General features: G+C 42.0%; 22 protein-coding genes. 9 read left to right on the plus strand and 13 right to left on the minus strand.

Annotated features, from left to right (window positions below; translation table 11 throughout):
- Positions 1–211: 211 nt before the first annotated feature.
- The 3 genes from xylA to VK664_RS00500 all read right to left on the minus strand — a co-directional run bounded on the left by xylA (position 212) and on the right by VK664_RS00500 (position 4,892).
- Positions 212–1,540, minus strand: coding sequence for a xylose isomerase (gene xylA, locus VK664_RS00490; protein ID WP_461396626.1), 1,329 nt, complete (start codon positions 1,538–1,540; stop codon positions 212–214).
- A gap of 150 nt (positions 1,541–1,690) precedes the next feature.
- The gene (locus VK664_RS00495; RefSeq protein ID WP_461396627.1) at positions 1,691–3,178 is read right to left on the minus strand and encodes a xylulokinase; all 1,488 of its coding nucleotides are present in this window, start codon (positions 3,176–3,178) and stop codon (positions 1,691–1,693) included.
- Positions 3,179–3,188: 10 nt separating this feature from the next.
- Positions 3,189–4,892: a sodium/sugar symporter gene (locus VK664_RS00500; RefSeq protein WP_461396628.1), complete on the minus strand. Its 1,704-nt coding sequence runs from the start codon at positions 4,890–4,892 to the stop codon at positions 3,189–3,191.
- 305 nt (positions 4,893–5,197) lie between these two features.
- Here VK664_RS00500 and queG point away from each other — a divergent pair, with 305 nt between their 5' ends.
- Complete coding sequence (queG, locus tag VK664_RS00505; protein ID WP_461396629.1) at positions 5,198–6,217, plus strand: tRNA epoxyqueuosine(34) reductase QueG; 1,020 nt, start codon at positions 5,198–5,200, stop codon at positions 6,215–6,217.
- A gap of 300 nt (positions 6,218–6,517) precedes the next feature.
- On the opposite strand, the gene VK664_RS00510 is transcribed toward queG, so the two are convergent.
- The 4 genes from VK664_RS00510 to VK664_RS00525 are packed head-to-tail and all read right to left on the minus strand — an operon-like array spanning position 6,518 to position 10,688.
- Positions 6,518–7,087, minus strand: coding sequence for a hypothetical protein (locus VK664_RS00510; RefSeq protein WP_461396630.1), 570 nt, complete (start codon positions 7,085–7,087; stop codon positions 6,518–6,520).
- Between the two features lie 2 nt (positions 7,088–7,089).
- Positions 7,090–8,349 carry an LVIVD repeat-containing protein gene (locus tag VK664_RS00515; protein WP_461396631.1) on the minus strand — a complete coding sequence of 420 codons (1,260 nt, stop codon included), beginning with the start codon at positions 8,347–8,349 and terminating at the stop codon, positions 7,090–7,092.
- A gap of 49 nt (positions 8,350–8,398) precedes the next feature.
- Positions 8,399–10,081, minus strand: coding sequence for an outer membrane beta-barrel protein (locus VK664_RS00520; RefSeq protein WP_461396632.1), 1,683 nt, complete (start codon positions 10,079–10,081; stop codon positions 8,399–8,401).
- Positions 10,068–10,688 (minus strand): RNA polymerase sigma factor, encoded by a 621-nt coding sequence (locus tag VK664_RS00525; protein WP_461396633.1) that lies wholly within the window; start codon positions 10,686–10,688, stop codon positions 10,068–10,070. Before VK664_RS00525 ends, VK664_RS00520 begins: the two co-directional genes overlap by 14 nt.
- A gap of 128 nt (positions 10,689–10,816) precedes the next feature.
- Between VK664_RS00525 and bioA the strand changes: the two genes are divergently transcribed.
- Entirely contained in the window at positions 10,817–12,106 is a 1,290-nt protein-coding gene (gene bioA / locus VK664_RS00530) for an adenosylmethionine--8-amino-7-oxononanoate transaminase (protein ID WP_461396634.1), read from the plus strand.
- Between the two features lie 39 nt (positions 12,107–12,145).
- Here bioA and VK664_RS00535 read toward each other — a convergent pair whose 3' ends face one another.
- Genes VK664_RS00535 through sppA form a run of 4 tightly spaced genes read right to left on the minus strand, consistent with a single transcriptional unit; the run spans position 12,146 to position 16,101 of the window.
- The gene (locus tag VK664_RS00535; protein WP_461396635.1) at positions 12,146–12,658 is read right to left on the minus strand and encodes a DUF2911 domain-containing protein; all 513 of its coding nucleotides are present in this window, start codon (positions 12,656–12,658) and stop codon (positions 12,146–12,148) included.
- Between the two features lie 52 nt (positions 12,659–12,710).
- A complete protein-coding gene (locus VK664_RS00540) occupies positions 12,711–13,211 on the minus strand; it encodes an SRPBCC family protein (RefSeq protein ID WP_461396636.1) in 501 nt (166 codons plus the stop codon).
- Positions 13,212–13,215: 4 nt separating this feature from the next.
- Positions 13,216–14,322 carry an ABC transporter permease gene (locus VK664_RS00545; RefSeq protein WP_461396637.1) on the minus strand — a complete coding sequence of 369 codons (1,107 nt, stop codon included), beginning with the start codon at positions 14,320–14,322 and terminating at the stop codon, positions 13,216–13,218.
- A gap of 21 nt (positions 14,323–14,343) precedes the next feature.
- Positions 14,344–16,101: a signal peptide peptidase SppA gene (gene sppA / locus VK664_RS00550; RefSeq protein ID WP_461396638.1), complete on the minus strand. Its 1,758-nt coding sequence runs from the start codon at positions 16,099–16,101 to the stop codon at positions 14,344–14,346.
- Positions 16,102–16,167: 66 nt separating this feature from the next.
- Between sppA and folK the strand changes: the two genes are divergently transcribed.
- The 5 genes from folK (at position 16,168) to VK664_RS00575 (ending at position 20,389) form a co-directional block, all read left to right on the plus strand.
- Positions 16,168–16,665 carry a 2-amino-4-hydroxy-6-hydroxymethyldihydropteridine diphosphokinase gene (folK, locus tag VK664_RS00555; RefSeq protein ID WP_461396639.1) on the plus strand — a complete coding sequence of 166 codons (498 nt, stop codon included), beginning with the start codon at positions 16,168–16,170 and terminating at the stop codon, positions 16,663–16,665.
- Between the two features lie 110 nt (positions 16,666–16,775).
- A complete protein-coding gene (locus tag VK664_RS00560; protein ID WP_461396640.1) occupies positions 16,776–17,408 on the plus strand; it encodes a deoxynucleoside kinase in 633 nt (210 codons plus the stop codon).
- Between the two features lie 312 nt (positions 17,409–17,720).
- Complete coding sequence (locus tag VK664_RS00565) at positions 17,721–18,956, plus strand: MFS transporter (RefSeq protein WP_461396641.1); 1,236 nt, start codon at positions 17,721–17,723, stop codon at positions 18,954–18,956.
- 91 nt (positions 18,957–19,047) lie between these two features.
- Positions 19,048–19,665: a SatD family protein gene (locus tag VK664_RS00570; RefSeq protein WP_461396642.1), complete on the plus strand. Its 618-nt coding sequence runs from the start codon at positions 19,048–19,050 to the stop codon at positions 19,663–19,665.
- Between the two features lies 1 nt (position 19,666).
- Positions 19,667–20,389 carry a DUF3307 domain-containing protein gene (locus tag VK664_RS00575; protein WP_461396643.1) on the plus strand — a complete coding sequence of 241 codons (723 nt, stop codon included), beginning with the start codon at positions 19,667–19,669 and terminating at the stop codon, positions 20,387–20,389.
- Between the two features lie 17 nt (positions 20,390–20,406).
- Here VK664_RS00575 and VK664_RS00580 read toward each other — a convergent pair whose 3' ends face one another.
- On the minus strand, positions 20,407–20,892 hold the full coding sequence (locus tag VK664_RS00580; protein WP_461396644.1) for a YkgJ family cysteine cluster protein: 486 nt from the start codon (positions 20,890–20,892) through the stop codon (positions 20,407–20,409).
- Between the two features lie 84 nt (positions 20,893–20,976).
- Entirely contained in the window at positions 20,977–21,813 is an 837-nt protein-coding gene (locus tag VK664_RS00585) for a DUF3667 domain-containing protein (protein ID WP_461396645.1), read from the minus strand.
- 112 nt (positions 21,814–21,925) lie between these two features.
- Here VK664_RS00585 and gcvP point away from each other — a divergent pair, with 112 nt between their 5' ends.
- Both gcvP and VK664_RS00595 read left to right on the plus strand, forming a co-directional pair.
- The gene (gene gcvP, locus VK664_RS00590) at positions 21,926–24,832 is read left to right on the plus strand and encodes an aminomethyl-transferring glycine dehydrogenase (protein ID WP_461396646.1); all 2,907 of its coding nucleotides are present in this window, start codon (positions 21,926–21,928) and stop codon (positions 24,830–24,832) included.
- A 187-nt stretch (positions 24,833–25,019) separates the two neighbouring features.
- Complete coding sequence (locus VK664_RS00595; RefSeq protein ID WP_461396647.1) at positions 25,020–25,475, plus strand: CBS domain-containing protein; 456 nt, start codon at positions 25,020–25,022, stop codon at positions 25,473–25,475.
- Positions 25,476–26,278 lie beyond the last annotated feature (803 nt).

Consider the following 26,278-nt stretch of genomic DNA (forward strand, 5'->3'; position numbering starts at 1 on the left):
AGCTGATCAGGGCAAAAAAAGCCGATCGGAGACAAGAACCACTCCCAGCATGAGCAAAGGTATTAACCACGGGACACAGCCGCAAAAAGGCACAATCCCGCTCCCAACGGTGCGAAGAAGCGACCAAAAACTGTTGCATAAAAAAGCTGGTTCAAATTAATGAACCAGCCATTATATACATGAAAATGAACAGCAGGGGTAAACTAAAAGATCAGATATATTGATTGATGATATTCTCCAACCACTCCTGCCTTCCACTCTGCAACTTCACTTCGCCATTAGCGATAGCATATTCGCGGAGGTCTTCGAGTGATAACTTGCCAGTCTCGAATTCTTTTCCTTTCCCGGTATCAAATGATGAATACCTGTCTTTGCGGAACTTTTTGTAAGATGATTTAGTCAGGATATTATCAGCAACGACAAGCGCACGGGCAAAAATATCCATACCACCTATATGTGCATGGAACATATCTTCCAGGTCAGTTGAATTTCTTCTGAGTTTAGCATCGAAGTTTATACCTCCGCCGCCAAAACCGCCAGCTTCCTGGATTACAAGCATTGCTTCTACGATGTCGTTGATATTATTCGGGAACTGATCAGTATCCCATCCATTCTGATAATCGCCCCTGTTGGCATCAATGCTGCCCAGCATGCCGGCATCTGCAGCTACCTGCAATTCATGTTGAAAGGTATGTCCTGCAAGGGTTGCATGGTTCACCTCTGCATTTATCTTGAAATCTTTATCAAGCCCGTAGTGCCTGAGGAAACCGATTACAGTGGCACTATCATAATCATATTGGTGTTTTGTGGGTTCACAGGGTTTTGGTTCAATAAAAAATACACCTTTGAAACCTTTTTTGCGTGCATAGTCGCGGGCCATGCCGAGGAATCTGCCAAGGTGATCCACCTCACGTTTCATATCCGTGTTAAGCAGTGACATATATCCTTCACGTCCTCCCCAGAATACATAATTTTCGCCACCAAGAGCAATCGTAGCATCAATTGAATTTTTCACCTGGGTTGCTGCGTAGGAAACAGCATGAAAATCAGGGTTGGTAGAAGCACCGTTCATATAACGGGCGTTCGAAAAAACGTTGGCCGTACCCCATAACAATTTAACCCCGCTGGATTTTTGTTTTTCCTTTGCGTAACTAACGATGTTGCCCATGCGCTTTTCGTATTCATCGATAGTGTTGCCTTCATCTACAAGATCAATATCATGAAAACAATAATAAGGCACTCCAAGTTTAGTTATAAATTCAAATGCTGCGTCCATTTTGTCTTTCGCACGCTGATCGGCATCCGGCGAAGCATCCCATGGGAAATGTTTGGTACCTGGTCCGAATGGATCGGCACCTGTATTACAGAAAGAGTGCCAGTAGGCAACAGCAAACCTTAAATGATCTTTCATTGTTTTGCCTGCAACAACTCGTTTTTCATCGTACCATTTGAATGCAAGTGGATTGTCAGATTCAGGTCCTTCAAAACCGATCTGTCCAATTCCTTTAAAATATTCTTTGTTACCTAATGTGATACTCATAAATTTTAATTTATATCGTGTATGCTGATAATTTTAATTTATATCGCGAAAGCTGATAGTCTTAATTTATATCGCGAAAGCTGATAATCTTAATTTATATCGTGTAAGCTGACAATTTAAATTATATATAGTGTAGGCCGATAATTTAAATTATATCGTGTAAGCCGATAAACCTGATTTCCAATATTCGTAAGCTTCGGTATTTGATGATTGAAGCGCGGCAGCCGGCTCCATTTTTTTGATAACTTCCATACCGCGAAAACTTTCGGCAAATGATCCGAATACACCACAACCTACACCGGCTGCTCTTGCGGCACCGGTTGCACCGTCTGTGTTATAAAGTTCAATATTACATCCTGTAGTGTTACAAAAAGTAGTGGCAAATACATCACTTAAAAACATGTTGGCATACCCGGCTCTTATAGTTTTCATTTTAAGGCCCATCCCCTCCATAACCTCCATACCGTATCTTAGTGCAAATACGATACCTTCCTGGGCGGCCCGGGCTATATGGGTACGATCGTGCCTGTTGAACTGAACACCCTGTAAAAAGGCTCCCGGATCCCTGTTCTCGAGTACCCGTTCTGCTCCATTGCCAAAAGGATAAAACCTTATGCCATCGGACCCGACTGGCGAGCGAGCAGCTTCTTCATTCAATTGGTTATATGATATACCGGAAAAGAAATTGCGGCGTAACCAGCTGTTGAGGCTACCGGTTCCATTTACACATAACAATACTCCATAACGGGGATGTTCATCCGAATGATTCACATGCACAAAATTATTTACCCTTGATAGTGGATCATAGTTGATCTGATCTATCACTCCATATATTACTCCCGAGGTTCCTGCCGTTGCGGCAACTTCGCCCGGGTTAAGCACATTAAGTGAATACGCATTATTGGGCTGATCTCCGGCGCGGTAACAAACCGGCGTTCCGGCTGCCAGCCCTAGTAAGCCTGCGGCGGCTTTTGTAATCCTGCCCTGTTCGCCGAATGTTGGAACTAAGCTTGCTATCTTTTTTTCATCGATCCCATAATAATCCAGAAGATCTTTTGCCAGGGATTTCTCAGGAAAGTTCCAGAATATGCCTTCAGATAAACCAGAAATTGTAGTTGCGGCTTCTCCTGTTAACTTCATAGCAATATAATCACCGGGAAGCATGATCTTGTCGATGCGTTTATAAAGTTCCGGTTCATTATCTTTCACCCATTTCAATTTGGAAGCGGTGAAGTTTCCGGGCGAATTCAGGAATTTCTGCAGGCAATATTCCTGTCCCAGTTCCTCAAATGCCTTGTTACCGGTTTCAACCGCACGGCTGTCGCACCAGATTATTGATGGCCTCAGAACCTGGCCATCCTTATCAATACAAACAAGCCCATGCATCTGGTATGAGATACCGATACCGGCAATCTCATCGCCTTTATAATTTACCTGGGATCTGAGAATTTCTGTTGCAGCTATTAATTCTTTCCACCAGCGCTCCGGGTCCTGTTCGGCAAAGCCCTGCCTGGTAGCCGAGATGGGCATTTCATCAGCAGGCGAAAAAGTACTGGCAACGGTTTTGCCAGTTGCTATCTCAAGCAGGGCAGCTTTTACAGAAGATGACCCAATATCATATCCTAAAGTATATTTCACAATAAAAAGTTTACCAGAAAACAGTATAAAGTGTTGTCAGGATTACCAATACAATAAAGGTTCCGATAGCGAATCCTTTATCCAATTTGAACATCTTTGCATCAATTTCAAGCGCATTGGGTTTCACTCCTCTCTTGTTCTCATATAAACTGATTATAACCATACCAAGCACGCTAAGAACAAATACGAAACCCATCCTGTCAAGAAAGGGAATCTCAAATACACCATCAACGTTTTGTCTTGAAAATCCATAAGGAGAAAGGGCACTGAGATCTCCAAAATAAGGCAGGAATTTAAAGATCATTGAAAACACAAATCCACCCACCGTTGCAAAAAGTGCAGCATTGGATGTTGTTTTCTTCCAGAAAAATCCGAGTATAAACATGGCAAAGATGCCCGGACTTACGAAACCCGTGTACTCCTGTATATACTGGAAACCCTGTTTACCTTCTCCCATTAGTTTTTCACCAACAACAAATGCAAGGATCATGGCCATTATCATAGAAATAACCACTGCTATTTTTCCGACATTAACCAGTTTGTGATCAGTAGCATCCTTATCGATTACTTTTTTATAAATATCAAGTGAAAAAATGGTAGCGATACTATTCGCTTTTCCGGCAAGTGAAGCAACAATTGCTGCAGTTAAAGCCGCGAAGGCAAGGCCCTTCAACCCGACTGGCAAAAGATTGAGTAATGTTGGATAAGCTTTATCGACAGCCAGGGTACCTTTTGAATCAAGTAATTCACCTCCACTGAAATAACCTTTCTGGTTAAGTATATAAACTGCAATGCCCGGCAATACAACAATAACAGGCATAAGAAGTTTTAGATAAGCAGCAAACAGGATTCCACTTCTTGCTGTCTTCAGATCAGCGCCAAGCGCTCTTTGAGTTATGTATTGGTTGCAACCCCAGTAGTTCAGATTTGTGATCCACATACCTCCTATCAACACGGTAAGACCAGGGAGATCGAGATAGTTCGGATTGTCTTTTTTAAGGATCATATGAAAATGATCATCCGCTTCCCGTCGCATGATGTTTAACCCATCAAAAGCTCTTGACATGCTATAATCTCCACCTGTTGTATCTACCAAAAGGTTCAACGCGAGATAAGTTGCTACCAGGCCACCAAGAATCAGAAAAAATACCTGGATAACATCTGTGTATCCAATAACCTTCATCCCCCCGAGTGTAATAAAAATAGCAAAAATGGCGAGCCCGATCATACATACATTGAGATCGACCCCGGATATTCCACTAACAGCAAGTGCACCGAGATAAAGTATCGACATAAGGTTGACCACCACATAAAGGAAAAGCCAGAAAATGGCCATAATCAGGCTAACGGTTCCGTTATAACGCTGATTAAGAAATTGCGGCATCGTATATATCTTATTCTTAAGATATACCGGTATAAAGAAAATGGCAACAATTACAAGACTTGCAGCTGCCATCCACTCATAAGTCGCAATTGCCAGACCCATTTTAAAACCTGAGCCAGACATTCCAATAAATTGTTCAGCGGAAATATTTGATGCAATCAGTGAAGCTCCGATTGCCCACCAGGTGAGTGAACCTTCAGCAAGGAAAAAATCTTTTGTACCAAGGGAAGCTTTCTTTTTTCGTTGATAAATCCAGTAACCGTAACCTGCAACTATCACAAAATATATCATGAAGACTATGATATCTTTAAAATCCAGGGCATTCTTCATAAGCTGATAAATCGTTTAAGCGGTTAATATAGTAAAAATTGTGATTGAAGTTAAAGCAAGCCAGTTTAAAAATAGCTGCTTTCGTAAGATGACAGCCGTTAGGATATAATTTAGGAGGAATATGGTACATTATGCACAGTTTTCTGTGGCCCGGTATCCTGAGGCTCAGGCTAACTGTTACCCGGCAAGTTGTGGCTCAGGCTAGCTGTTATCCAGCTAGCTGTAGCTCAGACTCTGACTTCTGTAATTTTAATGTTTAACTTTGCAGATCTTAATAATCTGAAACTGTTTGAATAGTGAGGAACATGGAATCACATACGAGGGTTCTGAAGCAATGGGCAACCGAACTTGGTTTTGATCATTGCGGTATTGCCAGGGCGGGTAGACTTAATGAAGATGCTGAACGGTTGGAAAACTGGTTGATAAAGGGTATGCATGGGAGCATGAAATACATGGAAAATCATTTCGAGCTCAGGGTAGATCCAACGAGACTAGTTCCCGGTGCAAAATCTGTCATTACCTTAATGCTTAATTATTATCCCAACGAATTACAGGTTAATAAGGGATCCCCTAAAATTTCCAAATACGCTTATGGCGAAGATTATCATGAAGTAATCAGGGGAAAATTAAATATATTATTAAATAAGATGCGGGAAAGAATGGGCAATATCCAGGGCCGCGGATTTGTGGATTCAGCCCCGGTGTTGGAGAGGGCCTGGGCTACCCGCAGTGGACTTGGCTGGCTGGGTAAAAATGGAAATCTCATAACAAAAAATGGTGGGTCCTTTTTTTTTATCTGCACCCTCATTGTAGATCTTGAGTTGGAATATGATGATCCTTATGCAAAAGATTTTTGTGGCAGCTGCACAAAATGTATCGATGCATGTCCCACCGAAGCAATCAGTGAAAACAAAGTAGTAAATGGAAGTAAATGCATTTCATATTTTACCATCGAATTGAAAGAAATGCTGATTCCGCAGGAAATGAATGGCAGGTTTGAAGATTGGGCCTTCGGCTGTGATATCTGCCAGGACGTTTGTCCATGGAACCGTTTTTCAAAACCGAACCACGAGAAAAGTTTTCAACCTATTCCTGGTATTCTCAATTTCACAACAAAAGACTGGGAAGGCTTAACAGAAGAATCCTTTGCAAAACTCTTTCGTCATTCTCCATTAAAAAGAACAAAGTTGAAAGGCTTGCAAAGGAATCTGCGTTTTCTTACTAATGCATCATCAGATACTACTGATACTAGTGATACTACTGATACTAGTGATACTACTGATACTTCTGATACTTCTAATACTTCTAATACTAGATACCACTGAAAAGTTTGAACACACAACTCAACTAACCGATCCGGCATCTTAAAATTTAATCACATCGGTTTATTAATTACCGGTTTCACAAATTGTCCCGGGTTTCACCAATCCCGCGTTCATCAATACCGTGTTAAATCAATACCGTGTTGCATCAATTTCGTGTTTCACCAATCCCGGGGTTTCACCCCGGGCTATGCGAAGTCAACCCCCTATCGAGGGTTGTAACAGCCAACTCATCACTCATCAACTCACTCATCACTCATCAACTCACTCATAACTCATAATTCATAATTCATAATTCATAATTCAGAATTGCCACCCCAGTCTTAACGAAATCCTATTTAGCTTGTAATCATATATTGTGGGGTAAACAGTGCAGGGTGGACCGGGACAAAACCCCTCCGATTTGTTCTCCTCTTTCAAATGTTTAAATGAATAACCTAAATTAATAAGGAAAGCGTCAGACTTATTATTAAAATATGCTTTGTAGCCCAGGCCCCCTGCCCAATAAAGCCCGGGAGAAAAGTCCTGCTTTGATGAACCGCCCCAGCCCATACTACTCTCTTCCTGCACCCAGGGGTAGTTGGCACCAATATCACCAGAAACAAAAAATGTCCTTTTATTTAAAACGATATCCCGGTTTAGAGAAAAAAATACAGGGATCGAACGGTACATGTAATAGTCGAGTCCAATACCGCCGGCTCCATACCAGTTACGATACTGAACACCATGTATTGTCTGGAGTTGAAAGGCGCCCCTCGCCTCGCCTTCAAGCAGGCCAACATAATTCTGTGCGTGATACCTGGCTTTATCCTGGGCAGAAACTACGGTTGACGAAAACGCCACCACCAATAATAAAATCGCGGTCGTCTTCATTCTTAAAGTTTTTTATTTATCTGGATTGTGCTTAACAAACGCATCGTTTTGCCATCGCTGTAATCATATTGATGTAAACCGGTTTTAGAAACAACCATTAGCAATTTGTTCCATGCAATCACATCATATGTTTCCAGTTCTTTAATATGATCCAGCAACTTCAGGTCGCTCACATTGGCTGCATTATAAAGCTTTAGCCCATCTGTGCCATCACATATAAATAATAAATTACCATCTTTCGAAAGGCCGTGAGGATTTTTTAACTGGTAAGTTTTCACAAGCCGGGGCGAACTAATGTTTGCTATATCGATAACATCCAGGGTATTTGTTGTGCCTGCGCACCAGGAACCAGTTCTTAATGTTACAAAGGCATAATTATCATCAGAGATTACAGGGTCACAGGCTCTTGCATGTGAAAACTCTGATTCTCTCGCCGGTGCTGATGGACTGGAAATGTTATATATAAACATGCCTGCTGCGGATCCTATAAATAGCTTGTCTTTGAAAGGATAAATTGTTTCAATACTCATCCCGATTCTTTGTGTACCGACAACTACCGGATCTGCACCGTTTGAAATAGACAGGATACTCAGATCAGACTGGCCCACAGTATACATGTAGTCGTTTACAATCGTGAACCTTGCCATTGATCCGCCAATCCCGCCCGGCGCAGCTGAACTTGATTTATCTGCACTGTAGAAAGGAGATGCAAACGAACAGGTCGGACAGCCACTATAGCCGGTTTCATTGCCGATAACAATAGTGGTATCCTTTTGAATCCAGTCTACAATTATCTTTGTTGTATCCGGGCTATAACCGATTCCGTAGGATCTTTCAGGGAATATTTTCGGAAGCACTTTCTTTAGCTTCGTATTGAGTGGGTCACTTATATCTATAGCCAGGAGGTCAGCATACAAGTCAGCATAAAGCATGTTCCCCTTCACTGCTATATCAACATTACCCGGGATATTTACAAAACCAACAACTTTTGGTGAAGACGGGTTTGAGTTGTCGATAATATGAACTCCCTTATTAAGTTCATTCAGGAATATATATTTACCATAGATGTAAATCTTACCCGGGGAAGAAATGGTTTGTGGTGCAGCAAATTTCACGGAAGCAAGTACTTCCTGTTTAGTCTTATATACCGGAGTATATATGGTATAGGTTTTTGAAAGTTTGTCTTTCATGCAACTGCTGAGCAGGAACATGCAAGACAATACAGTGAGGATTGTGCGGAGGGGTCTGTAAATACGTCGCATAAAAGCAATGGTTTTATCGGTGACAACAAAACCAGTGTTTGCGTTGCACTTATTTTTTATTCAGTAAAATTCTGAAATCAAGGCCTGCCGATATCAGGTATTTTCCACTCAAAATGTCTTTTTTAAACATTTCACTCGCATTGTACTTCACTGATGGTCCGATCAGCATCGGGGTTTTACTTTTCCCTAATAGCCCAACTGTAAATCCGGTTGCAAACCCAAACTGGGTTTTGTTTAAAGTCGATTTGTCTTTATAGTAAACTCCGGTACCACTATCAAATACGAGTGCATTGCTTCCAATCATTTGAGACAGGTGAACGCCTGCGTTCCAAAACAGCGGTAAAGACTTACTACCGGTGATACGGGTATGTAGTGTAAGTGGTAATTCGATAAAATGATACTTATTAGAGAACTTACTGTTGTCATCAGCACGATAATAGCGGGCAACATTCCTGACCTGTGCACCATTGTTTACAAGCCTGGAACTATCTACACGATATCCCACTTCTATGATCGTATTGTATTGACTGTATTGCAGCCCTGCAGAAATTGAAAATGTTTTAGACAACTGCTTTGTAACAAAACCGCCAATAGAAAAGTAGGGTCCTGCCTTTACTTCGGATGGTATTGCAGGTGGCAAACCAACTGTGGAAGGAGCGAACAGGAAATTATTACTAGACTGGGGACTGGAAGCTGCATCAGCCATATGGCTTGACTTAAGAACATCTGTGAGGGGGCCATCATTTATATTGGACACACCACCTGCTATATTTAGACCCCAATCCCATCCTGTTTTCTTTTTCCTGCTTTTTACAAGATCTTTTATTTCCGCGCCTGAAGAGTCATTTTTCCGGTCTGACTTAAGAGCCGGCTTAGCAGCCAATGCTGAATCTGGTTGGATTATTTCCTGCTGACCAGCGACGATGGCTGTTTGTCCTGTGCTGTCAACCTTATTAATATCAGATGATTGTTGTTTAGTTTGGGCTTGCTTTTGCTCAGGAGTTTGGGTTTGAAATACGGAACCCGTCGGCGCTTGCTGTTTGGTTTGCGGTTTCTGTTTTGCTTGAAGTTGTGACCGGGGTTTTGATCCTGGTTGCGATTGTGGACTGGCCAGAGCAACTTTTGATCCGTTATTTTTCTTTGGCAGGATGGCTACATTTTGATTGTTCCTGATATTTGAACCTGGCTTTTTACCTTTAGTTATCGAACCTGAAGGATCTGTTGCCGGATTTATAGTTTTATGCTCCTTAATATTTTCACTTTGGACTTCCTTACCTGTTTTGTTAGAAGTTGCGGAATTTACCGATAGATCCTTGCTTGTTTCTTTATTGGAATTTTTAGTCTCGTCAGTTGCAGATGAATTTTTTGGTGAGGATGAATTATCTGGTGCTGAAGAATTATCTGATGGGGATGTATTATCTGATGGAGATGATTTACCTGGTGCTGATGAATTACCTGGTGCTGATGAATTATCGGAAGGTTGCGGAATTGATTTGGTTGAATTTGTTGATTGATAAGAAATATCAGAATCTGATTTATTGATGTTATTGAACAGGAAATAACCAGCCACCCCTAAACCGGCCAGCAAAACCGGGATAAGCACCCAACCACGGCGCCGGGGTCTGTCCTTACGGATCTTCGACTGCACAGCCTGCCACACAGCATCAGATGGAGTGAACTTCAGTTCATCCATTTTTTGCTTCACCCGTTTTTCAAAATCATGGTCGGACATAATTCTCCTTTTTTGTTTCTTCAGAATGAATTTTCAGCCAGCTTATAAGAAGCGCCCGGGCCCTCGAATATTGCGATCTCGAAGTGCCTTCATTAATTCCCAGTAATTTGCCTATTTCAACATGAGTGTAACCTTCCACCGCATGCATGTTAAATATGGTTTGATAGCCGGTAGGTAACTGCCTGATCATCTCGGCAAGGTCTTTAGCATTCAGTTGCATCTCGGGATTATCGTTTGTAACGGGGTGCATGGTGTTGTCGAGGAAAGATAAATCGCTCTGGTACCGGCTATTTTGCTTGAGATAATTTAATGCAGTGTTAACCATGATGCGGCGGATCCAGCCACCCAATTCACCCTCCGATTTAAATTGATGCAGATTTCTATAAACTTTGATAAATCCTTCCTGGAGAACATCCTCTGCATCAGTCATCGATTTGGTATAACGGTAACAGACAGCAAGCATCCCTTCGGCAAAATGCTCGTATAACTCCCGCTGAGCCTGAGGATCTAACTTTAAACAATCTTTTACCAGTCGCTGATAATTCATCTCTAAGTGTGCAATTGACAAATAATAATCACGGATCGTTGCATTGACCGGGGATTTCACAATGAATTGGCAGGATTGACCCTGGTTTTCACCCCGCGGGGGCAAATTTAGTGTTATGTCTCCTGTAAATCAATGCTAATGAATCATCCTGTCTTCTCAATTACTTCTGAAGCTATCTTTGCGCTTCTATGGAAAATAGTCTTTCTGAACGGGATAAACAGGTAATCTGGCATCCGTATACGCCTCAAAAATACGCCGCAACTCCCATTTCAATTGCAAAAGGTGAAGGGGCATACCTTATAGGAACCGACGGAAGCCGATATCTTGATTGCATCAGCAGTTGGTGGGTAACGCTTCACGGTCATGGCCATCCTTATATAGCCGAAAAGATTTACCGGCAGGCCCTGCAACTCGAACAGGTTATATTCGCCGGTTTCACCCATGAACCTGCAGTAAAACTGGCCGAACGCCTTATCCCCCTTTTGCCAGGTAGCTTCAGCAAAATATTTTATTCCGACAACGGTTCAACCTCAGTTGAAGTGGCGATCAAAATGGCAGTTCAATTCTGGTGGAACAACTCGGTATTCAACCGGACAAAAATCTTCGCTTTCAGGGATGCATATCACGGTGATACTTTTGGAGCGATGAGTGTGAGCGGAAAAAGTATTTTTAATGCAGCATTTGAAGCTTATATGTTTGAAGTTATCTACCTGGATGTTCCCCGGGAAAATAATCTTGAAAAAAATAAGGAACTCATTGATGAATTTGGTGCAGAAACGGCATGTTTTATTTATGAGCCTTTGTTACAGGGGGCCGGAGGCATGAATATGTACGAAGCGGCACCAATGGATCTTTTATTGAATTATATCAGGTCAAAAGAAATAATTTGTATTTCCGACGAAGTACTAACAGGATTTGGACGCACAGGATCCATGTTTGCAGGTGAGAAGATTCAAAATAAGGCAGACATCATCTGCCTGAGCAAAGGGCTTACGGGCGGCACTATGGCACTTGGCGTCACCGCCTGTACCGCAGAAATTCATGAGGCATATCTGACCGATGACCGGTCAAAAACTTTTTTTCATGGACATTCATTTACCGCAAATCCAATCGCCTGTTCAGCAGCACTGGCCAGCCTGGATCTTCTAACAGAAATAAGCTGCCAGGATCAGATAAAAATGATCCACCGGAAACATCTGGAATTTGGCAAAAAGATCTCCGGGGCCGGTTTACATGAAGGCCTCGTGCAAAACTTCCGGGTGCTGGGAACAATTGTAGCATTCGAACTGAACAGCACCGAAAAAAATTATCTCAATCAGTCAGCTGCCGGATTAACTTCAGCAGCCCTGGAACATTTTATTTTTATTCGTCCACTTGGCAATACAATTTACCTCATGCCTCCTTTTTGTATTACCAGCAATGAGCTTGACACTGTGTATGATACCCTCATCGGCTTACTACAAAAAAATGCCCGCTGATTTACAGCAGGCAGATTCACAACATGAAGCTATTGGCGATTATTTCACGTTGAATACATAAGCTTTATCACCCCAAAGAAGAGACACCTTACCGCTTTTATCAATAACATAAGTCAGCTTTTCAGTGAAGGCTGGGGCTTTTTCAGTCTTGCCGGCTACACGTACGAGGTCCTGTCCTTCTTTGTACTGTGTGCCCCACTGACCAGTTTCCTTGTTGATGATAATAGTTGTTTCTTTTTCACCGGGTATTGCCCAAAGCGTGTACTTACCGGCAGGAACTTTTTTGCCTTCGATAGTTACATCCTTGTCTACTTCGAGAATAGTGGCTTCGTTCGCCCCTGCTCTCCATACTTTTCCATTTGGGGCAACATCACCGCCAACAGTTCTTCCCTTTACTGAGGGTGTAGAATAATCGATTTTGACATTGGCACCGCCAGCGGACTTTCCCGAAACGGTTGCAGGGGGACTTGGTCTGCTTGATTTGTCCGCCTGGCCAAAGGCCATTGCTACATTTAACAACAGCACTCCTGATAAAAACATTAGTCGCTTCATACAGCTTATTTTTATTTATAGGTAAAAGAAAATTTGATTGTTGAAAGACTTGTTACCGGGGTTGGTTTTCCAAAGTGTTTTTTAAATCCAGCAGGGATTTTTCCATAGGGGGACCAAGTTGCTGATCAAAAATAATGCTTCCAAACTTCTCCCATGGATACCAGTCAAGATGGAAGTCAAAATACCACTGGGCAACTGTTGTATCAGACAAAGACTGTACCAGATAAAACCCACTGTTGATGGGGTCAGAACTACGATACTTCCAGTTTGTGATGACAGAATCTTCAGAAGCATTGACTATCTCCACTTTTAATCGAGGTGAAGTGTAAAGCTTTTTTCCAAAGTTTCCTGAGTTGCTGTCCTGTGAAATAATCATCTGGTTCCAATCAGACCAGGTTCGCATATCGGCAAGATAAGATGAAATATCAGCCTTGGATCTTGCAATAGTCATGGCACGTGAAATGCGAACATGTGACGGTATAAACAAAGAGAACAGGTAAACAATTACGCCGAACACAATCAGGCTAATAATGCCCAGTTTTATTACTCTCATAACACTATTCCCATTTAAACACTTTTATGGCAAGCGCATATGATAATACGGCCCATATTCCAAGAACTCCTAATTGTTTTCCACAGTCTGTAAGATGCGCCCCTTCAAAAGCTACATTCCTCATAGCATCGTTCAAATGGGTAAGAGGCAATACCCGGCAAAAAGGTTGTAACCATGTTGGAAAATTGTCAATGGAGAAAAACGTACCCGCAAGTAAAAACTGGGGTAATGTGAAAAGATTCGCCAGTGGGGGGATTGTGCTTTCATTTTTCGCTATGCCACTTACTACAAATCCGAACCCCATAAAAACAACGAGACCCACAAAACTTAGCACAAGCAATTCCAGAAATGTTATCCAGCCATGTACCAATGTGAATTTAAAAAAGAAATGTCCGAATAAAAGGATTGTAATTGCAGTTATTAACTGAAAGATAACGCGACTAAGTCCTTCTCCGAATACGATATAGCCACGACGGATCGGTGTTGCGAAAAATCTTTTTAATACAAGGGTTTGCCTTAGGTTAAAAAAAATAAATGCCACTCCAAAAACTCCCGAACTCAGCAGTGAAAAACCAAGTTGCCCGGGCAGGATAAAATCAATGGTACGATATATACGACCGGGAATCTTTTTAACATCGCTGCTAACCGTAGCATAGGTTGGAGACTGACTATATACCTTCTCATTTATGTTCTTGATGATGCCGTCCAGTATCGACCTTAACACCTGGATATTTTGGGGATTGGCAGCATCAGAACTGGTCAGTTGAACAACAAATCCTTTGGACGCCGTATCAGATTTTTGAATATTGATAATAGCGGTCAACCTTCCTTTTTCAAGATCTTCCTGGAGTTCTTTTTTATCTTTTAAAATTATATTAAGACCGCTGACTCCTTTTAATATCGGATAAAGAATATTTGCTGTATCCGTATTTTCTGCAAAAGCCACACGCATGGACAATCGCCCCCCGCTGCCAAGAAAACCGAAAACAAGTATGAAGACAAAAGGAAAAGCAAAACTGAAGATGACTGCACTCGGGCTTCTGAAAATTGCTTTGAGGCTCGCCCTTGTAATGGCCATCATGGCTCTGAACTGGTTATAATCTGAAGGCATAAACGGTGTTAGGGGTAAAGATTATTGTTGAAGCTGAAATTCAAATGGCATTCTTGCCTGGCTTACTCCTATCATAGACTTTAATGATTTTACAGCATTATAGGTCTTCATACCCGCCTCACCCAGCTCTTTAGAAATCGCTTCATTTTTCATAGCTTCTTCCTTCGAACCCATAAAATACTGAAAAATACTTTGAGGCTCCGGATATTCGCGCAGGCCATATTCTGTAAGTTTTGCCAGCTCTGCTGCAGCAGCCAAAGCATCCTGTAACCCTCCCAGTTTATCTACCAGGCCAAGCTGAACTGCACGCCTTCCACTCCATACCCTGCCCTGGCCAATGCTGTCAACCATTTCCATTGTCATTTTCCTGCCTGTCGCCACCCGGTTTTTGAAAGTATTGTAAATGCTGTCCACGCTTTCCTGGAAATATCTTTGCTGTGCAGGTGTTAGTGGCTGAACTATTGTCCCGGCATCGGCATCCGGGGCAGTTTTAACTGCATCGAAGGTCATGCCTAGTTTGTTGTTAAAAAATTTCTGCATGTTTGGAACAATGGAGAATACACCGATAGAACCGGTGATTGTATTTGGCTGTGCATAGATAACATTGGCCGGCGCGCTGATATAATACCCGCCGGAAGCAGCAACATCGCCAAAGCTGACGACAATTGGCTTTTCTTTTTTTGCAAGCTCAAGCTCGCGCCAGATGTTTTCGCTCGCTAACGCACTTCCACCGCCTGAATTCACGCGCAGTACAATTGCTTTGATGCTTTTATCCATCCTTGCCTTTCGGATCAGGTTCCGGTATGTGTCCCCCCCGATATTTGATCTGTCACCTTTGCCATCTATTATGTTTCCAGCAGCATAGATGATTGCTATCTTATTGGTTGCAGACTTCCGGATTGATACTGCCTGGGCATATTTTGAAATTGAAATAAAATTTATTTTTTCAGTAGTCCCGATATTAAGCTTCGACCTTATTTCATTTTTTACTTCATCATCATATTTAAGTCCGTCTACAAGACGGTTCTTCAATGCATCATTTGGAAAGCGGATAACATTTTGAACGGCAAACCTCCTGAGTTCAGCCGTATCAATTTTGCGCGAATCACTAACCTGTTGTAAAAACTCTCCGTAAAGATCACCTAACAGTTCCGTTACCTGGATCCGGTTTGGCTCGGTCATCTTCGTCTCACGGAAAGGCTCAGTCGCAGATTTGAATTTTCCTGCATAGAAAATCTGTGGTTCAATTTCAAGTTTCTGTAATGTTCCTTTAAGATAGGCCATCTGCATTACAAACCCACTCCAATCAAGCCCTCCATGTGGATTGCAATACAGTTTGTCGGCAATAGATGCAACATAATACGCATTTTGTGAAATCACGTCACCATAGGCATAGATAAACTTCTGGGATTTGCGAAAATCAATCAGGGCATTTCTCAATTCATTATTATTGCCAAAGCCGTTTGCATTACCACCACAATTGATATAAATTCCTTTTACTGCGGAATCTGATTTCGCTTTCTGAATCAACCTGATAACATCAGAAATGGATGGCAAATCATAATTTTCTCCATCGCTAAACCCGGAAAGCGGATTTGGTGTGGCTATTTCAGGATAATTTTGAGAAAGGTCAAGCACAAGTACTGCCCTGTTACCGGTTTTCACATCGTCACCGGCAGTGATTCCGGATATTGCCCCCGCCAGTACAAAAATCCCGATGATCGTAAAAACAATCAAAGCTAACAACGAAGCAAAAAACACTTTAAAGAAGGTATTCATTCTTTCTATTATTTATTAGACAAATTCAAAGATATTTGAAAGCAATATCATTACAATATAGGGATTATGGACAATGTGTACCTCTTGATAGGCGGTAACCTGGGAAATCGGGTGGAAAATCTTGAAAATGCTATAGGGTTAATCAACACCCGGGCCGGGCAAATTATCCGCACTTCGGTGATCTATGAAACGGCTGCCTGGGGAATTACGGATCAAAAATCTTTTCTAAACCAGGCCCTGGAGTTGGATACCTCTCATCCCCCGACCATATTATTAGACATAATTCTTGAAATTGAACGCGAGCTGGGAAGGATCCGTCGGGAAAAAAACGGCCCCAGGCTAATTGATATTGACATCCTGTTTTATGGTAGCTCAATCATTGCCGATCCAAGGCTCACGGTTCCGCACCCTCTTTTGCAGGAAAGGCGATTTGCTTTGGCACCTATGAATAATATCAGTCCCGATTTCATACACCCCGCGTTTAACAAAACTGTCAAGCAATTACTGGCCGAATGTAAAGATCCATTAAGAGTAGAGCCTTATCAGGCAACAACCGGAGAATAATGAAACACAATTTTTGTTAACATGTTGCCTGGTCTGCCATCATTGTTTTTATCCACATTAATCATCAACCAACTTTTATCTGATAGCCTTTCTGTTATTTTGAAGGCATAATGCAATATCATTTTATTACTATTGAAGGCAATATCGGGGCAGGAAAAACAACACTGGCACATATGCTCGCCAAACACTATGATGCCCGGCTTATCGTAGAAGAATTTGCTGACAACCCTTTCCTGGCGAAGTTTTATGAAAATCCAAAACAATATGCATTCCCGGTCGAACTTTTTTTTATGGCCGAGCGATACAAACAACTAAAAGAACTTATACATACAAAAGATCTTTTCCAGAATATCACCATCACCGATTATCTGTTCACAAAATGTTTATTGTTTGCGAAGGTAACTTTGCCGGAAGAAGAGTTCCGGCTCTATCAAAAGCTGTTCGAAATCATACATCAACAACTTACACAACCTGATATCCTCATCTATTTACACGCACCCGTTAGTAAACTTCAGCAGAATATAAAAAAACGTAACCGGTTATATGAGCAGGCCATACCTGACAATTATCTTTTCAATATACAGGAGACCTATCTTCAATATATCAAACAACACAATATAAAAACTTTAATCATTGATGCTGCCAATGCTGATTTTCTAGGCAATCCAAAACACCTGAAAGTTATCATCGACGCCCTGGACAAGGATTACGAGTCCGGCCAACACTATTTTACCCTGCCTTAATATAATCAGGGATTTTACTGAATTCCCGGACCGGGCTTACTTATCTAATAATCGAAATCAATAAGCTACCAGGCAGCAGAAGATCCGAATAAATAAGCTACCAGGCAGCGGATGTTCAGAATCAATAAACTACCTGGCCGTAGATGATCAGAGTCAATAAACTACCCGGCAGTGGATGATCGGAATCAATTAGCTACCTGTCAACGGATGATCAGAATCAATAAACTATCCGGCAGTGGATGATCGGAATCAATAAATTGCCTGCTGGACGAAAACACTGTTAACTGTTTGTGTCTTATTTTCGCGGATAACATGTCGTTCCCAAATAGTCTTTCACCCTTAGAGTCACCGGCGTTCCGAAAATTTATTGTCTGCCGATTTTTCCTCATCATGGCTTTACGCATGGTCTCAACGGTTGTCGGGTATAAACTTTTCCAGTTAACGCAGAGTTCTTTTGCTATCGGGCTTGTTGGCTTGTCTGAATTTATTCCTGCATTTATCCTGTCACTTTATGCCGGGCACCAGATCGACAGATCAGATAAACGATCATTGCTGCTGAGGGGAATTTCGTTTTATGCAATATGCGTGCTGGCGATGATTGTCCTTACTACAAGTTGGGTAGAGAACCGTGTCAACACTTCAAATCTTCAATACCTGTATTACGCGGTTATCTTTTGTACGGGCATCATCAGGGCATTTGTCGGACCAACATCTTCGGCAATTGTTGCGCAACTGATACCAAGGGAACGTTTACAATTTGCTGCTAACATTACTTCTTCCAGCTGGCTATCAGCCTCGATCCTTGGTCACGCTTCCGGAGGATTTTTTATTGCCTGGTTCGGGGTACATCAAACCTTTTACATCATCTTAGCCTATGTTATTATTGCCGCCGTAAGTATTTCGCTGGTAGAAAAATTGCCTGTTGTGAATAAAAATCCGCATGCAAAGGCACTGGAAAGCGTAAAAGAAGGACTATTATATGTACTGAATCATAAAATTTTACTCGGAGCTATTTCCTTGGATCTTTTCGCTGTGTTGTTTGGTGGCGCTGTTGCACTTATACCGGAAGTAGCACACACGATCCTTAAAGTAGGACCAGTTGGTTTTGGATGGCTGAATGCGGCTACTGACCTTGGCGCAGTAATAAGCATAATGCTCATGACTTTTTTCCCTATGCGGAAAAAGCAGGGAAAGCGCCTGCTGATTGCCGTAGCTGGTTTTGGAGTATGTATAATAGCTTTTGGATTATCCGATTTATACTGGATCTCTTTTTTGGTATTGATGATCGCAGGTATGCTTGATGGGGTCAGTATGATAATACGGGGAACAATTTTCCAGTTAACAACACCCGACAATATGCGCGGCAGGGTTTCCTCGGTAAACTCCATGTTTATTAATTCAAGTAATGAACTTGGGATGTTTGAAAGCGGGTTTACTTCAAGAATTATGGGTGCTGCTCCTTCTATAGTATTTGGAGGTTGCATGACTATTATTGTCGTGCTGATTACGTGGCTGCTTGCGCCTTCATTGCGTAAAATGGAATATTAAACTATCGGCAAATTAGCCTATATATTAAATTATCGGCCATAAACCCGATTTTTTGAAATATCGATTAATTAGCCGATATTTATCAGATAATATGACAAGCATTATTACCGGCGATATTATTAATTCCCGTAAGGTTACTGACCAGCAGGCATGGTTAGTTCCCTTAAAAAAGATATTGTCTTTTTATGGCAAATCACCAAAAGCCTGGGAGATTTTCAGGGGTGACAGTTTTCAACTGGAAGTTGAGTCTCCTGTCCAATCCTTTATGGCTGCCCTGAGAATCAAGGCTGCTATAAGATCTGTAAAAGGTTTAGATGTGCGTATGGCTATAGGGATCGGAAAAAAAACCTATGTTGCAGCCCGCATCAGTGAATCGAACGGCGAAGCTTTTGTAAATTCAGGCGAGAAGTTTGAAGAGTTGAAGAAGATTAAACAACGATTAGCGGTAAGAACTCCGTGGCCCGGCACTGACCGGCAACTGAACCTGATGATCAGCCTTGCATCAATAGCAATGGATACCTGGAGCTCAAGTTCTGCACAGCTGATAGATCTGTCATTGCGTTACCAGGACCTTTCTCAAAAAGAGTTGGGTAAAAAGATTAAACGCACGCAGTCCTCGGTAAGTGAAAGACAAACCAGGGCACATTTTGAAGAGATCCTGGAACTGGAAAAATATTTCAGGGAGCATATAACCGAACAATCAGGCTGAAATGATATTGTTATTACAACTACTTATCGCACATCTTATCGGAGACTTTTTTACTCAAACCAGGTTACTGGTTTATAAAAAAGAACAACAAAAATGGCGCTCTGCATTTTTATATGTGCATGTACTGATACATTTTGTGTTGATGATGCTGATTACCGCTGATCCGGCTTTCTGGAAATATGCGCTGGCAATTACATTGCTGCACCTGGTAATTGATGGATGTAAACTTCAGTTTCAAAAGGAGGAAACGCGAAGGACCTGGTTTGTTGCAGATCAGTTACTCCATCTCCTGGTTATCATAGTAGCTTGGGCGTTATACCAGCAAATGCCGCTTGATCTTTCCCTTTTGTCAGACAAACGTGTACTTGCAGTTGTGTTTGCTATGCTGTTCATCATGAGTCCTGCATCGTTTCTTATTAAAGTGGTGATATCCAAATGGTCACCAAGATCAAGTCCAGGAAAAATCATGACGGAAGTTGAATCACTGGAAAATGCCGGTCAGCTTATCGGAATCATGGAACGTTTCCTCATAGTGATTTTTATTCTTTTGAATCGATGGGAAGGCATTGGATTTTTACTGGGTGCGAAATCCATATTTCGCTTTGGCGATCTTACGGAAGCAAAAGATACAAAGCTCACTGAATATGTATTAATCGGGACCTTGCTTAGTTTTATTCTTGCTATCATGGCCGGACTGGTCGCCAGCTATTTTCTGAAAGCATAATTTTCTGAAAGCATAACTTATTTCAGATTCGCCATCAGCTTCTCCACGACATAATATGTGATCGGGCAAAAAGTGAGATTTTTTGTGGTTAATGCCGGGCGTTTCAGAATAACGTCCTCGTCGGTATAAGGAAAACGCACACAGTCAGAAGGACGCTGATCATAGATGCCACAAAGATTGTCTTCACCAAGAAAAGGACATGGAGCAGTTTTAGCAACATAGTCTCCATCTGCATCGAGTTTGAGATAGGTTTCGATAAAGTCACCTTCCTTCATCTTCAGATGCCTTGAAATTCTCTTGATGTCAGGTGTTTTGAATCGTGGAGAGTAGTTTTTACAGCAATTGGCGCATTTGAGGCAGTCGATTTTTTCAAATGCCTCTTCATGAAACTGGGGCAAAAGTTTAAGAACCTTGTTTTTGTCGGCCCTGTCTAGAAATTGCTTGTAAAGCTTTTTTCTTTCGCCTGATTTTTTCTCCCAGTTTATAAGTATATCCTGACCCACCAATCAATATTTTGTGCAAGATAGGTACAATCGGCGCGGTTGAAAAACTTAAGACCTGGCGGCTATGAAACCATCACCCGCCAGCTATGAAAACATCCTTGTAAAAAAATTGATAAAGGCAGGGCTACGATACATATATATGGCTACAGCGGTCAGGGTAACGAGGTTCCAGAGTATCACTCCCAGCAAACTTAAGCCAAAAGCCCCCAGCAACTTCAAAAATCCTGGCCTTGAAGGAAGGAACTGGTAATAGCACCAGGTGATATAAACCACCTGTAGAAGCTGGCCCAGGAAGATAAACATATTGGCAACTCCCCTACCGGTTCCAAACATTCCCTGTAACGGGAAGATCAGGACGGTGAAAACCAGGTTACTAAAAGTAACAAATAACAGATTCGCCGTCAGGTGTTCCGCAAAGTTATAGGCTGCCTTTCGGTAAACCATCCACGATAAAAATGTAAACAGCGGTACCGCAAACATTGCGAGTATATTGCCGTGTTTGTTCATGAAGACCGTTACTTCACTACTTCGCCGCATCATTGTGACATATGTTTTTTTACCTTCTTCAGTGGGAATCCTTGCCAGCACCGCACTGTCCGGCAGTCGGGGTTTTGGTGGAGGAGCAAAGAAATTATTTGAAATCACATAGATCCCCATAAGAATGAGAAAGAGCGAAAATGGGTTAAAGTATTTTACCCTTTTTCCCGCAATATATTCCTCGGCAGCTATACCGGGTTTCAAAGCCAGCGCCCTTAAAAGATAGAGAATACCTTTGTCGGCATGTGTGAGGGCATGAAAAAAGTCATGGAGAATATGGCTCAGTGTTAGCCTGTGAGTGTTGGTTTTCTGTCCGCAGTTCGGGCAATACCTGGCCTGAAAATCAAGGGTTACCTCGCAGTTCAGGCAGTTAGATGAACTCATGTTGGTTAGTTCTTATATGTAGGTTCCTACGGTCTAAAATAGGCAATAAAAAAAATAAATATCCCTTAACTTTGCACATCATTTTAAAATAAGGTCAACCTCATTTAAGAATATGGATTTATTCACACAGCAACAACAGGAGTTCCGCACACGACATATTGGACCAAACGAACTGGAAACCAGCCAGATGCTAAGAGAAACAGGCAACGATTCACTGGAACAACTGATCGGAAAAACGATACCTGCAGCCATCAGGCTGAAGAAACCACTTCAGAATCCGGAACCACAAAGTGAATACGAATATCTCCAGGAGCTAAAGAAAGTTGCTGCTAAAAACAAAGTATATAAAACATATATCGGCCAGGGTTACTATGGAACCATAACTCCAAGCGTGATCCTTCGGAATATTTTTGAAAACCCAGGCTGGTATACCCAATACACTCCTTACCAGGCTGAAATTTCACAAGGCCGGCTTGAAAGTTTACTAAACTTCCAGACCATGGTCGGCGATCTTACCGGTTTACCGCTGGCAAACGCATCGTTGCTGGACGAAGGCACAGCCGCGGCAGAAGCCATGTCGATGATTTTTCATCATGTGAACAGGACCGAAGAAATTACCCAGCCAAAGTTTTTTGTTGATAACCATATCTTCCCGCAAACAAAGGATGTGCTGATTACGAGAGCTGCTCCGATCGGCATTGAGCTTGTATTTGGCGATCATTACAGCATCGATAATACAAAGTATTGCGGTGCGATCCTGCAGTACCCAAACAACGACGGATCGGTAGAAGATTACCGGTCTTTCATAGATAAAATTCACCAGGCAGGCGGATTGGTAGTGATGGCAACTGACCTGCTTGCGCTCACATTGCTGACACCCCCTGGCGAACTGGGTGCTGACATTGCAGTTGGATCCGCTCAGCGTTTCGGTGTTCCAATGGGTTTCGGTGGTCCTCATGCCGCTTTCTTTGCCACAAAAGATGAATTCAAAAGAGGAATTCCCGGCCGTATCATCGGTGTAAGTATAGACAGCCAGAATAACCGGGCTTTAAGAATGGCTCTTCAAACAAGGGAACAACATATCAAAAGAGAGAAAGCTACTTCAAACATCTGTACTGCCCAGGCCCTGCTTGCAAACATGGCCGCCATGTATGCCGTATATCATGGACCCCAGGGTTTGAAAAACATCGCCCTGCGTATTTCACTACTGACTAATACACTCGCTACGGAGCTTGACGAACTTGGTTACAGCAATCAGAATAATGCTTATTTCGATACGCTTAAAATCAGGGTGGATAATACAGCTGTTATCCGGAAAGTAGCTGAAACCCGTGAAGTCAATTTCAGGTACTTCAATGGAAATCATATTGGAATTACTATTGATGAAACCACATCTCAAAGTGATATTCTTGATATCGTTGCCATCTTTGAAGAAGCAGCCGGTACACATGTAGCTTCGGTTACATTTGAAAGCGAGACTGAACTGGAACATATCCCACAACCGCTTATCCGTAAATCATCATATCTCGGGCACTCAGTGTTTAACTCACATCACAGCGAAAGCCAGATGATGCGTTATATAAAATCACTTGAAAACAAAGACCTGTCACTCAATACCTCGATGATCTCACTTGGTAGTTGCACCATGAAACTTAATGCAGCTACGGAACTGATCCCTGTAACCTGGCCTGAGTTTGGAGGAATACATCCTTTTGTACCTTCTAACCAGGCAGCGGGTTATCTGCAGATTGTTGAAGAACTCAGCAGGTTTCTTTGTGAGATTACTGGTTTCACTGCATGTTCATTGCAACCAAACAGCGGTGCACAGGGTGAATATGCAGGCCTGTTAACAATCAGGGCTTATCATCTTGCCCGCGGTGACGCGCATCGCAACGTTGTGCTTATCCCTATATCTGCACATGGCACTAATCCGGCTAGTGCAGTATTAGCAGGTATGAAGGTTGTGGTTGTTAAAAGTGACAGCGAAGGGCACGTGGATGTGGATGACCTTAAATTAAAAGCTATACAATACAAAGACACGCTCTCGTCATTGATGGTTACTTATCCGTCAACGCATGGTGTGTTTGAAGAAAGCATCCGTGATATCTGTGCAATTATTCATGAAAATGGCGGACTGGTTTATATGGACGGCGCAAACATGAATGCCCAGGTCGGACTTACATCGCCTGGAATGATTGGTGCCGATGTTTGCCACCTTAATCTCCATAAAACATTTGCCATTCCGCACGGTGGCGGTGGCCCTGGCATGGGACCAATCTGTGTGAATGACAAGTTGAAACCATATTTACCAGGGCATGTTTTTAATGAAACACCGGAAAATCATACAGCCTTTACCGTTAGCCGGGCGCCTTCAAACATCAATGCTGTGAGCGCTGCACCTTACGGCTCTGCGAGTATCCTGCTGATCAGTTATGCTTATATCAAAATGCTTGGAGCTGAAGGGATGAAGCTTTCAACGGAATATGCTATTTTGAACGCAAACTATATGAAGTCCAGGCTCGAGAAATTCTACAAAATTTTATACCTGGGTAAAAATGGTACCTGCGCACATGAATTTATTGTTGACCTGCGGCCTTTCAAAATAACATCAGGTGTTGAAGCGGAAGATGTTGCGAAACGATTGATCGATTATGGCTTCCACGCTCCCACCATGAGTTTCCCTGTGCCAGGTACTATCATGATCGAACCTACTGAAAGCGAAGACAAGGCAGAACTTGATCGTTTCTGTGATGCACTTATCAGCATATATGAAGAGATCAAAGAAATTGAAGGAGGTACAATTGACAAGGTGAATAATGCATTAAAAAATGCACCACATACCCAGAAAGTGGTTTGTGATGATGAGTGGAATCGTCCTTACACCCGGAAACAGGCAGCTTTTCCATTGGCTTATGTAGCCAGGAACAAATTCTGGCCTTCGGTTAGCCGTGTAAATAACACCTATGGAGACAGGAACCTGATCTGCAGTTGCGAACCAACGGAAGCATACCTTTCCTGATCTGCAGCTGTGAACCAACGGAAGCATAACTTTCCTGATGAGGCAGGTCATATTATTTTTCGTGTAAATTTGCCTTTCTGAGATAAGAGATGGCCGGCGTAAGAATTGATTGCCTGTGCAGATACGGCGGGAAACCGTTAACTTTCCATAGAACAAATTACCTGATCAAAGAAAAATTGAAGTTATCATGCGCACAGTTAAAGAAATTCTTTCTACCAAAGGTCCGATGACTAACGTTATTGAACCCACGAAACTTGTTATAGAGGGTTTACAGTTATTGAACGCGGTTAACCTAAGTTATCTTGTAGTGATGGAAGGTGATGAATACAGAGGCGTTTTCAGTGAGAGGGACTATGCACGAAATGTAGTTCTTAAAGGACACTCAAGTAAGGATACGATGATTAAAGAGGTGATGACTTTGGATCTGCCTGTAGTATCTCTTACAGATACCCTCGAACATTGTATGAACCGGATGAATTCACATCGTACAAGATATATACTCGCTTACGATAACAAGAAATTTATTGGTGTACTTACTATACATGACCTGCTGAGACAGGTACTCGCGAACAAGGAAGATGCATTCGATCATACAATCACCAGGAACCTGATCGATTCGGACGAAAGGGGAAGAATTTTTTAAATTCGCTTTTCAAAATGAGACTTACAATTCCAGGTAAGACTTACTTTTCCAAATGGGACTTACTCTTCCAAATGGGACTTATAATTCCAGCTGAGACTTATACGTTATTATGAGACTCACAAGTCCAAATGAGACTTCCAATTCCTGATGACACTTACATTTCGAAATGAGACTTCCAATTCCTGATGAGATTCCACTTCCTGATGAGATTACACTTCCAAATTAGACTTATTCTTCCCGATTAGACTTATTCTTCCCGATTAGACTTAAACTTCCTGATGAGACTTATACTTTCCGATGAGATTATACTTCCAGGGTTTACTTAAGTTTGACGTTTTTCGATACAATATTTTCAGCGACTGCTTTTAGCTGAAAATGTTACTAGCCTCTAAGTATCCTGTCAACATTGTAGATATAACATTGGCGAACGCCAGTCGCAAGTTTACTCAGCAACAGTCGCAAGTTTACTCAGCAACCTCAAATTTGGTTCAGGAAAATAATGTCTCCTGGCAAATCCATGCAGCATACAGTAATTGATATACCCGTTCTTTTCTTCTTGTTAAATTTTCATTTTATTGCCTTTTATCTGCCGAGTTGGACGAATTCCACAGAATGGCATAATTTTTTAAAGTCATCGCTTTATCAACTTAATCTAACACATAAGTAAGCCTCTAACCAGAACCACGATTGTTATTTGAAAAAGATTTTGTATGCCGATGGGGGGCTTTTGTGGATATTGCGGCTGATGGTTTTGTAACAAAAGTTTGACCTTTACGGGATCACCAATCATTCAGGCACATGTA

This window comes from Flavitalea sp., assembly GCF_035489435.1.
GTDB lineage: Bacteria > Bacteroidota > Bacteroidia > Chitinophagales > Chitinophagaceae > DATHKG01.

Coding starts and splice junctions, on each gene's coding strand:
- xylA (WP_461396626.1), bottom strand. CDS start 1,540: ATGAGTATCACATTAGGTAACAAAGAATATTTTAAAGGAATTGGACAG.
- VK664_RS00500 (WP_461396628.1), bottom strand. CDS start 4,892: ATGAAGAATGCCCTGGATTTTAAAGATATCATAGTCTTCATGATATAT.
- queG (WP_461396629.1), top strand. CDS start 5,198: ATGGAATCACATACGAGGGTTCTGAAGCAATGGGCAACCGAACTTGGT.
- VK664_RS00510 (WP_461396630.1), bottom strand. CDS start 7,087: ATGAAGACGACCGCGATTTTATTATTGGTGGTGGCGTTTTCGTCAACC.
- VK664_RS00515 (WP_461396631.1), bottom strand. CDS start 8,349: ATGCGACGTATTTACAGACCCCTCCGCACAATCCTCACTGTATTGTCT.
- VK664_RS00520 (WP_461396632.1), bottom strand. CDS start 10,081: ATGTCCGACCATGATTTTGAAAAACGGGTGAAGCAAAAAATGGATGAA.
- bioA (WP_461396634.1), top strand. CDS start 10,817: ATGGAAAATAGTCTTTCTGAACGGGATAAACAGGTAATCTGGCATCCG.
- VK664_RS00535 (WP_461396635.1), bottom strand. CDS start 12,658: ATGAAGCGACTAATGTTTTTATCAGGAGTGCTGTTGTTAAATGTAGCA.
- VK664_RS00540 (WP_461396636.1), bottom strand. CDS start 13,211: ATGAGAGTAATAAAACTGGGCATTATTAGCCTGATTGTGTTCGGCGTA.
- VK664_RS00545 (WP_461396637.1), bottom strand. CDS start 14,322: ATGCCTTCAGATTATAACCAGTTCAGAGCCATGATGGCCATTACAAGG.
- sppA (WP_461396638.1), bottom strand. CDS start 16,101: ATGAATACCTTCTTTAAAGTGTTTTTTGCTTCGTTGTTAGCTTTGATT.
- folK (WP_461396639.1), top strand. CDS start 16,168: ATGGACAATGTGTACCTCTTGATAGGCGGTAACCTGGGAAATCGGGTG.
- VK664_RS00560 (WP_461396640.1), top strand. CDS start 16,776: ATGCAATATCATTTTATTACTATTGAAGGCAATATCGGGGCAGGAAAA.
- VK664_RS00565 (WP_461396641.1), top strand. CDS start 17,721: ATGTCGTTCCCAAATAGTCTTTCACCCTTAGAGTCACCGGCGTTCCGA.
- VK664_RS00570 (WP_461396642.1), top strand. CDS start 19,048: ATGACAAGCATTATTACCGGCGATATTATTAATTCCCGTAAGGTTACT.
- VK664_RS00575 (WP_461396643.1), top strand. CDS start 19,667: ATGATATTGTTATTACAACTACTTATCGCACATCTTATCGGAGACTTT.
- VK664_RS00585 (WP_461396645.1), bottom strand. CDS start 21,813: ATGAGTTCATCTAACTGCCTGAACTGCGAGGTAACCCTTGATTTTCAG.
- gcvP (WP_461396646.1), top strand. CDS start 21,926: ATGGATTTATTCACACAGCAACAACAGGAGTTCCGCACACGACATATT.
- VK664_RS00595 (WP_461396647.1), top strand. CDS start 25,020: ATGCGCACAGTTAAAGAAATTCTTTCTACCAAAGGTCCGATGACTAAC.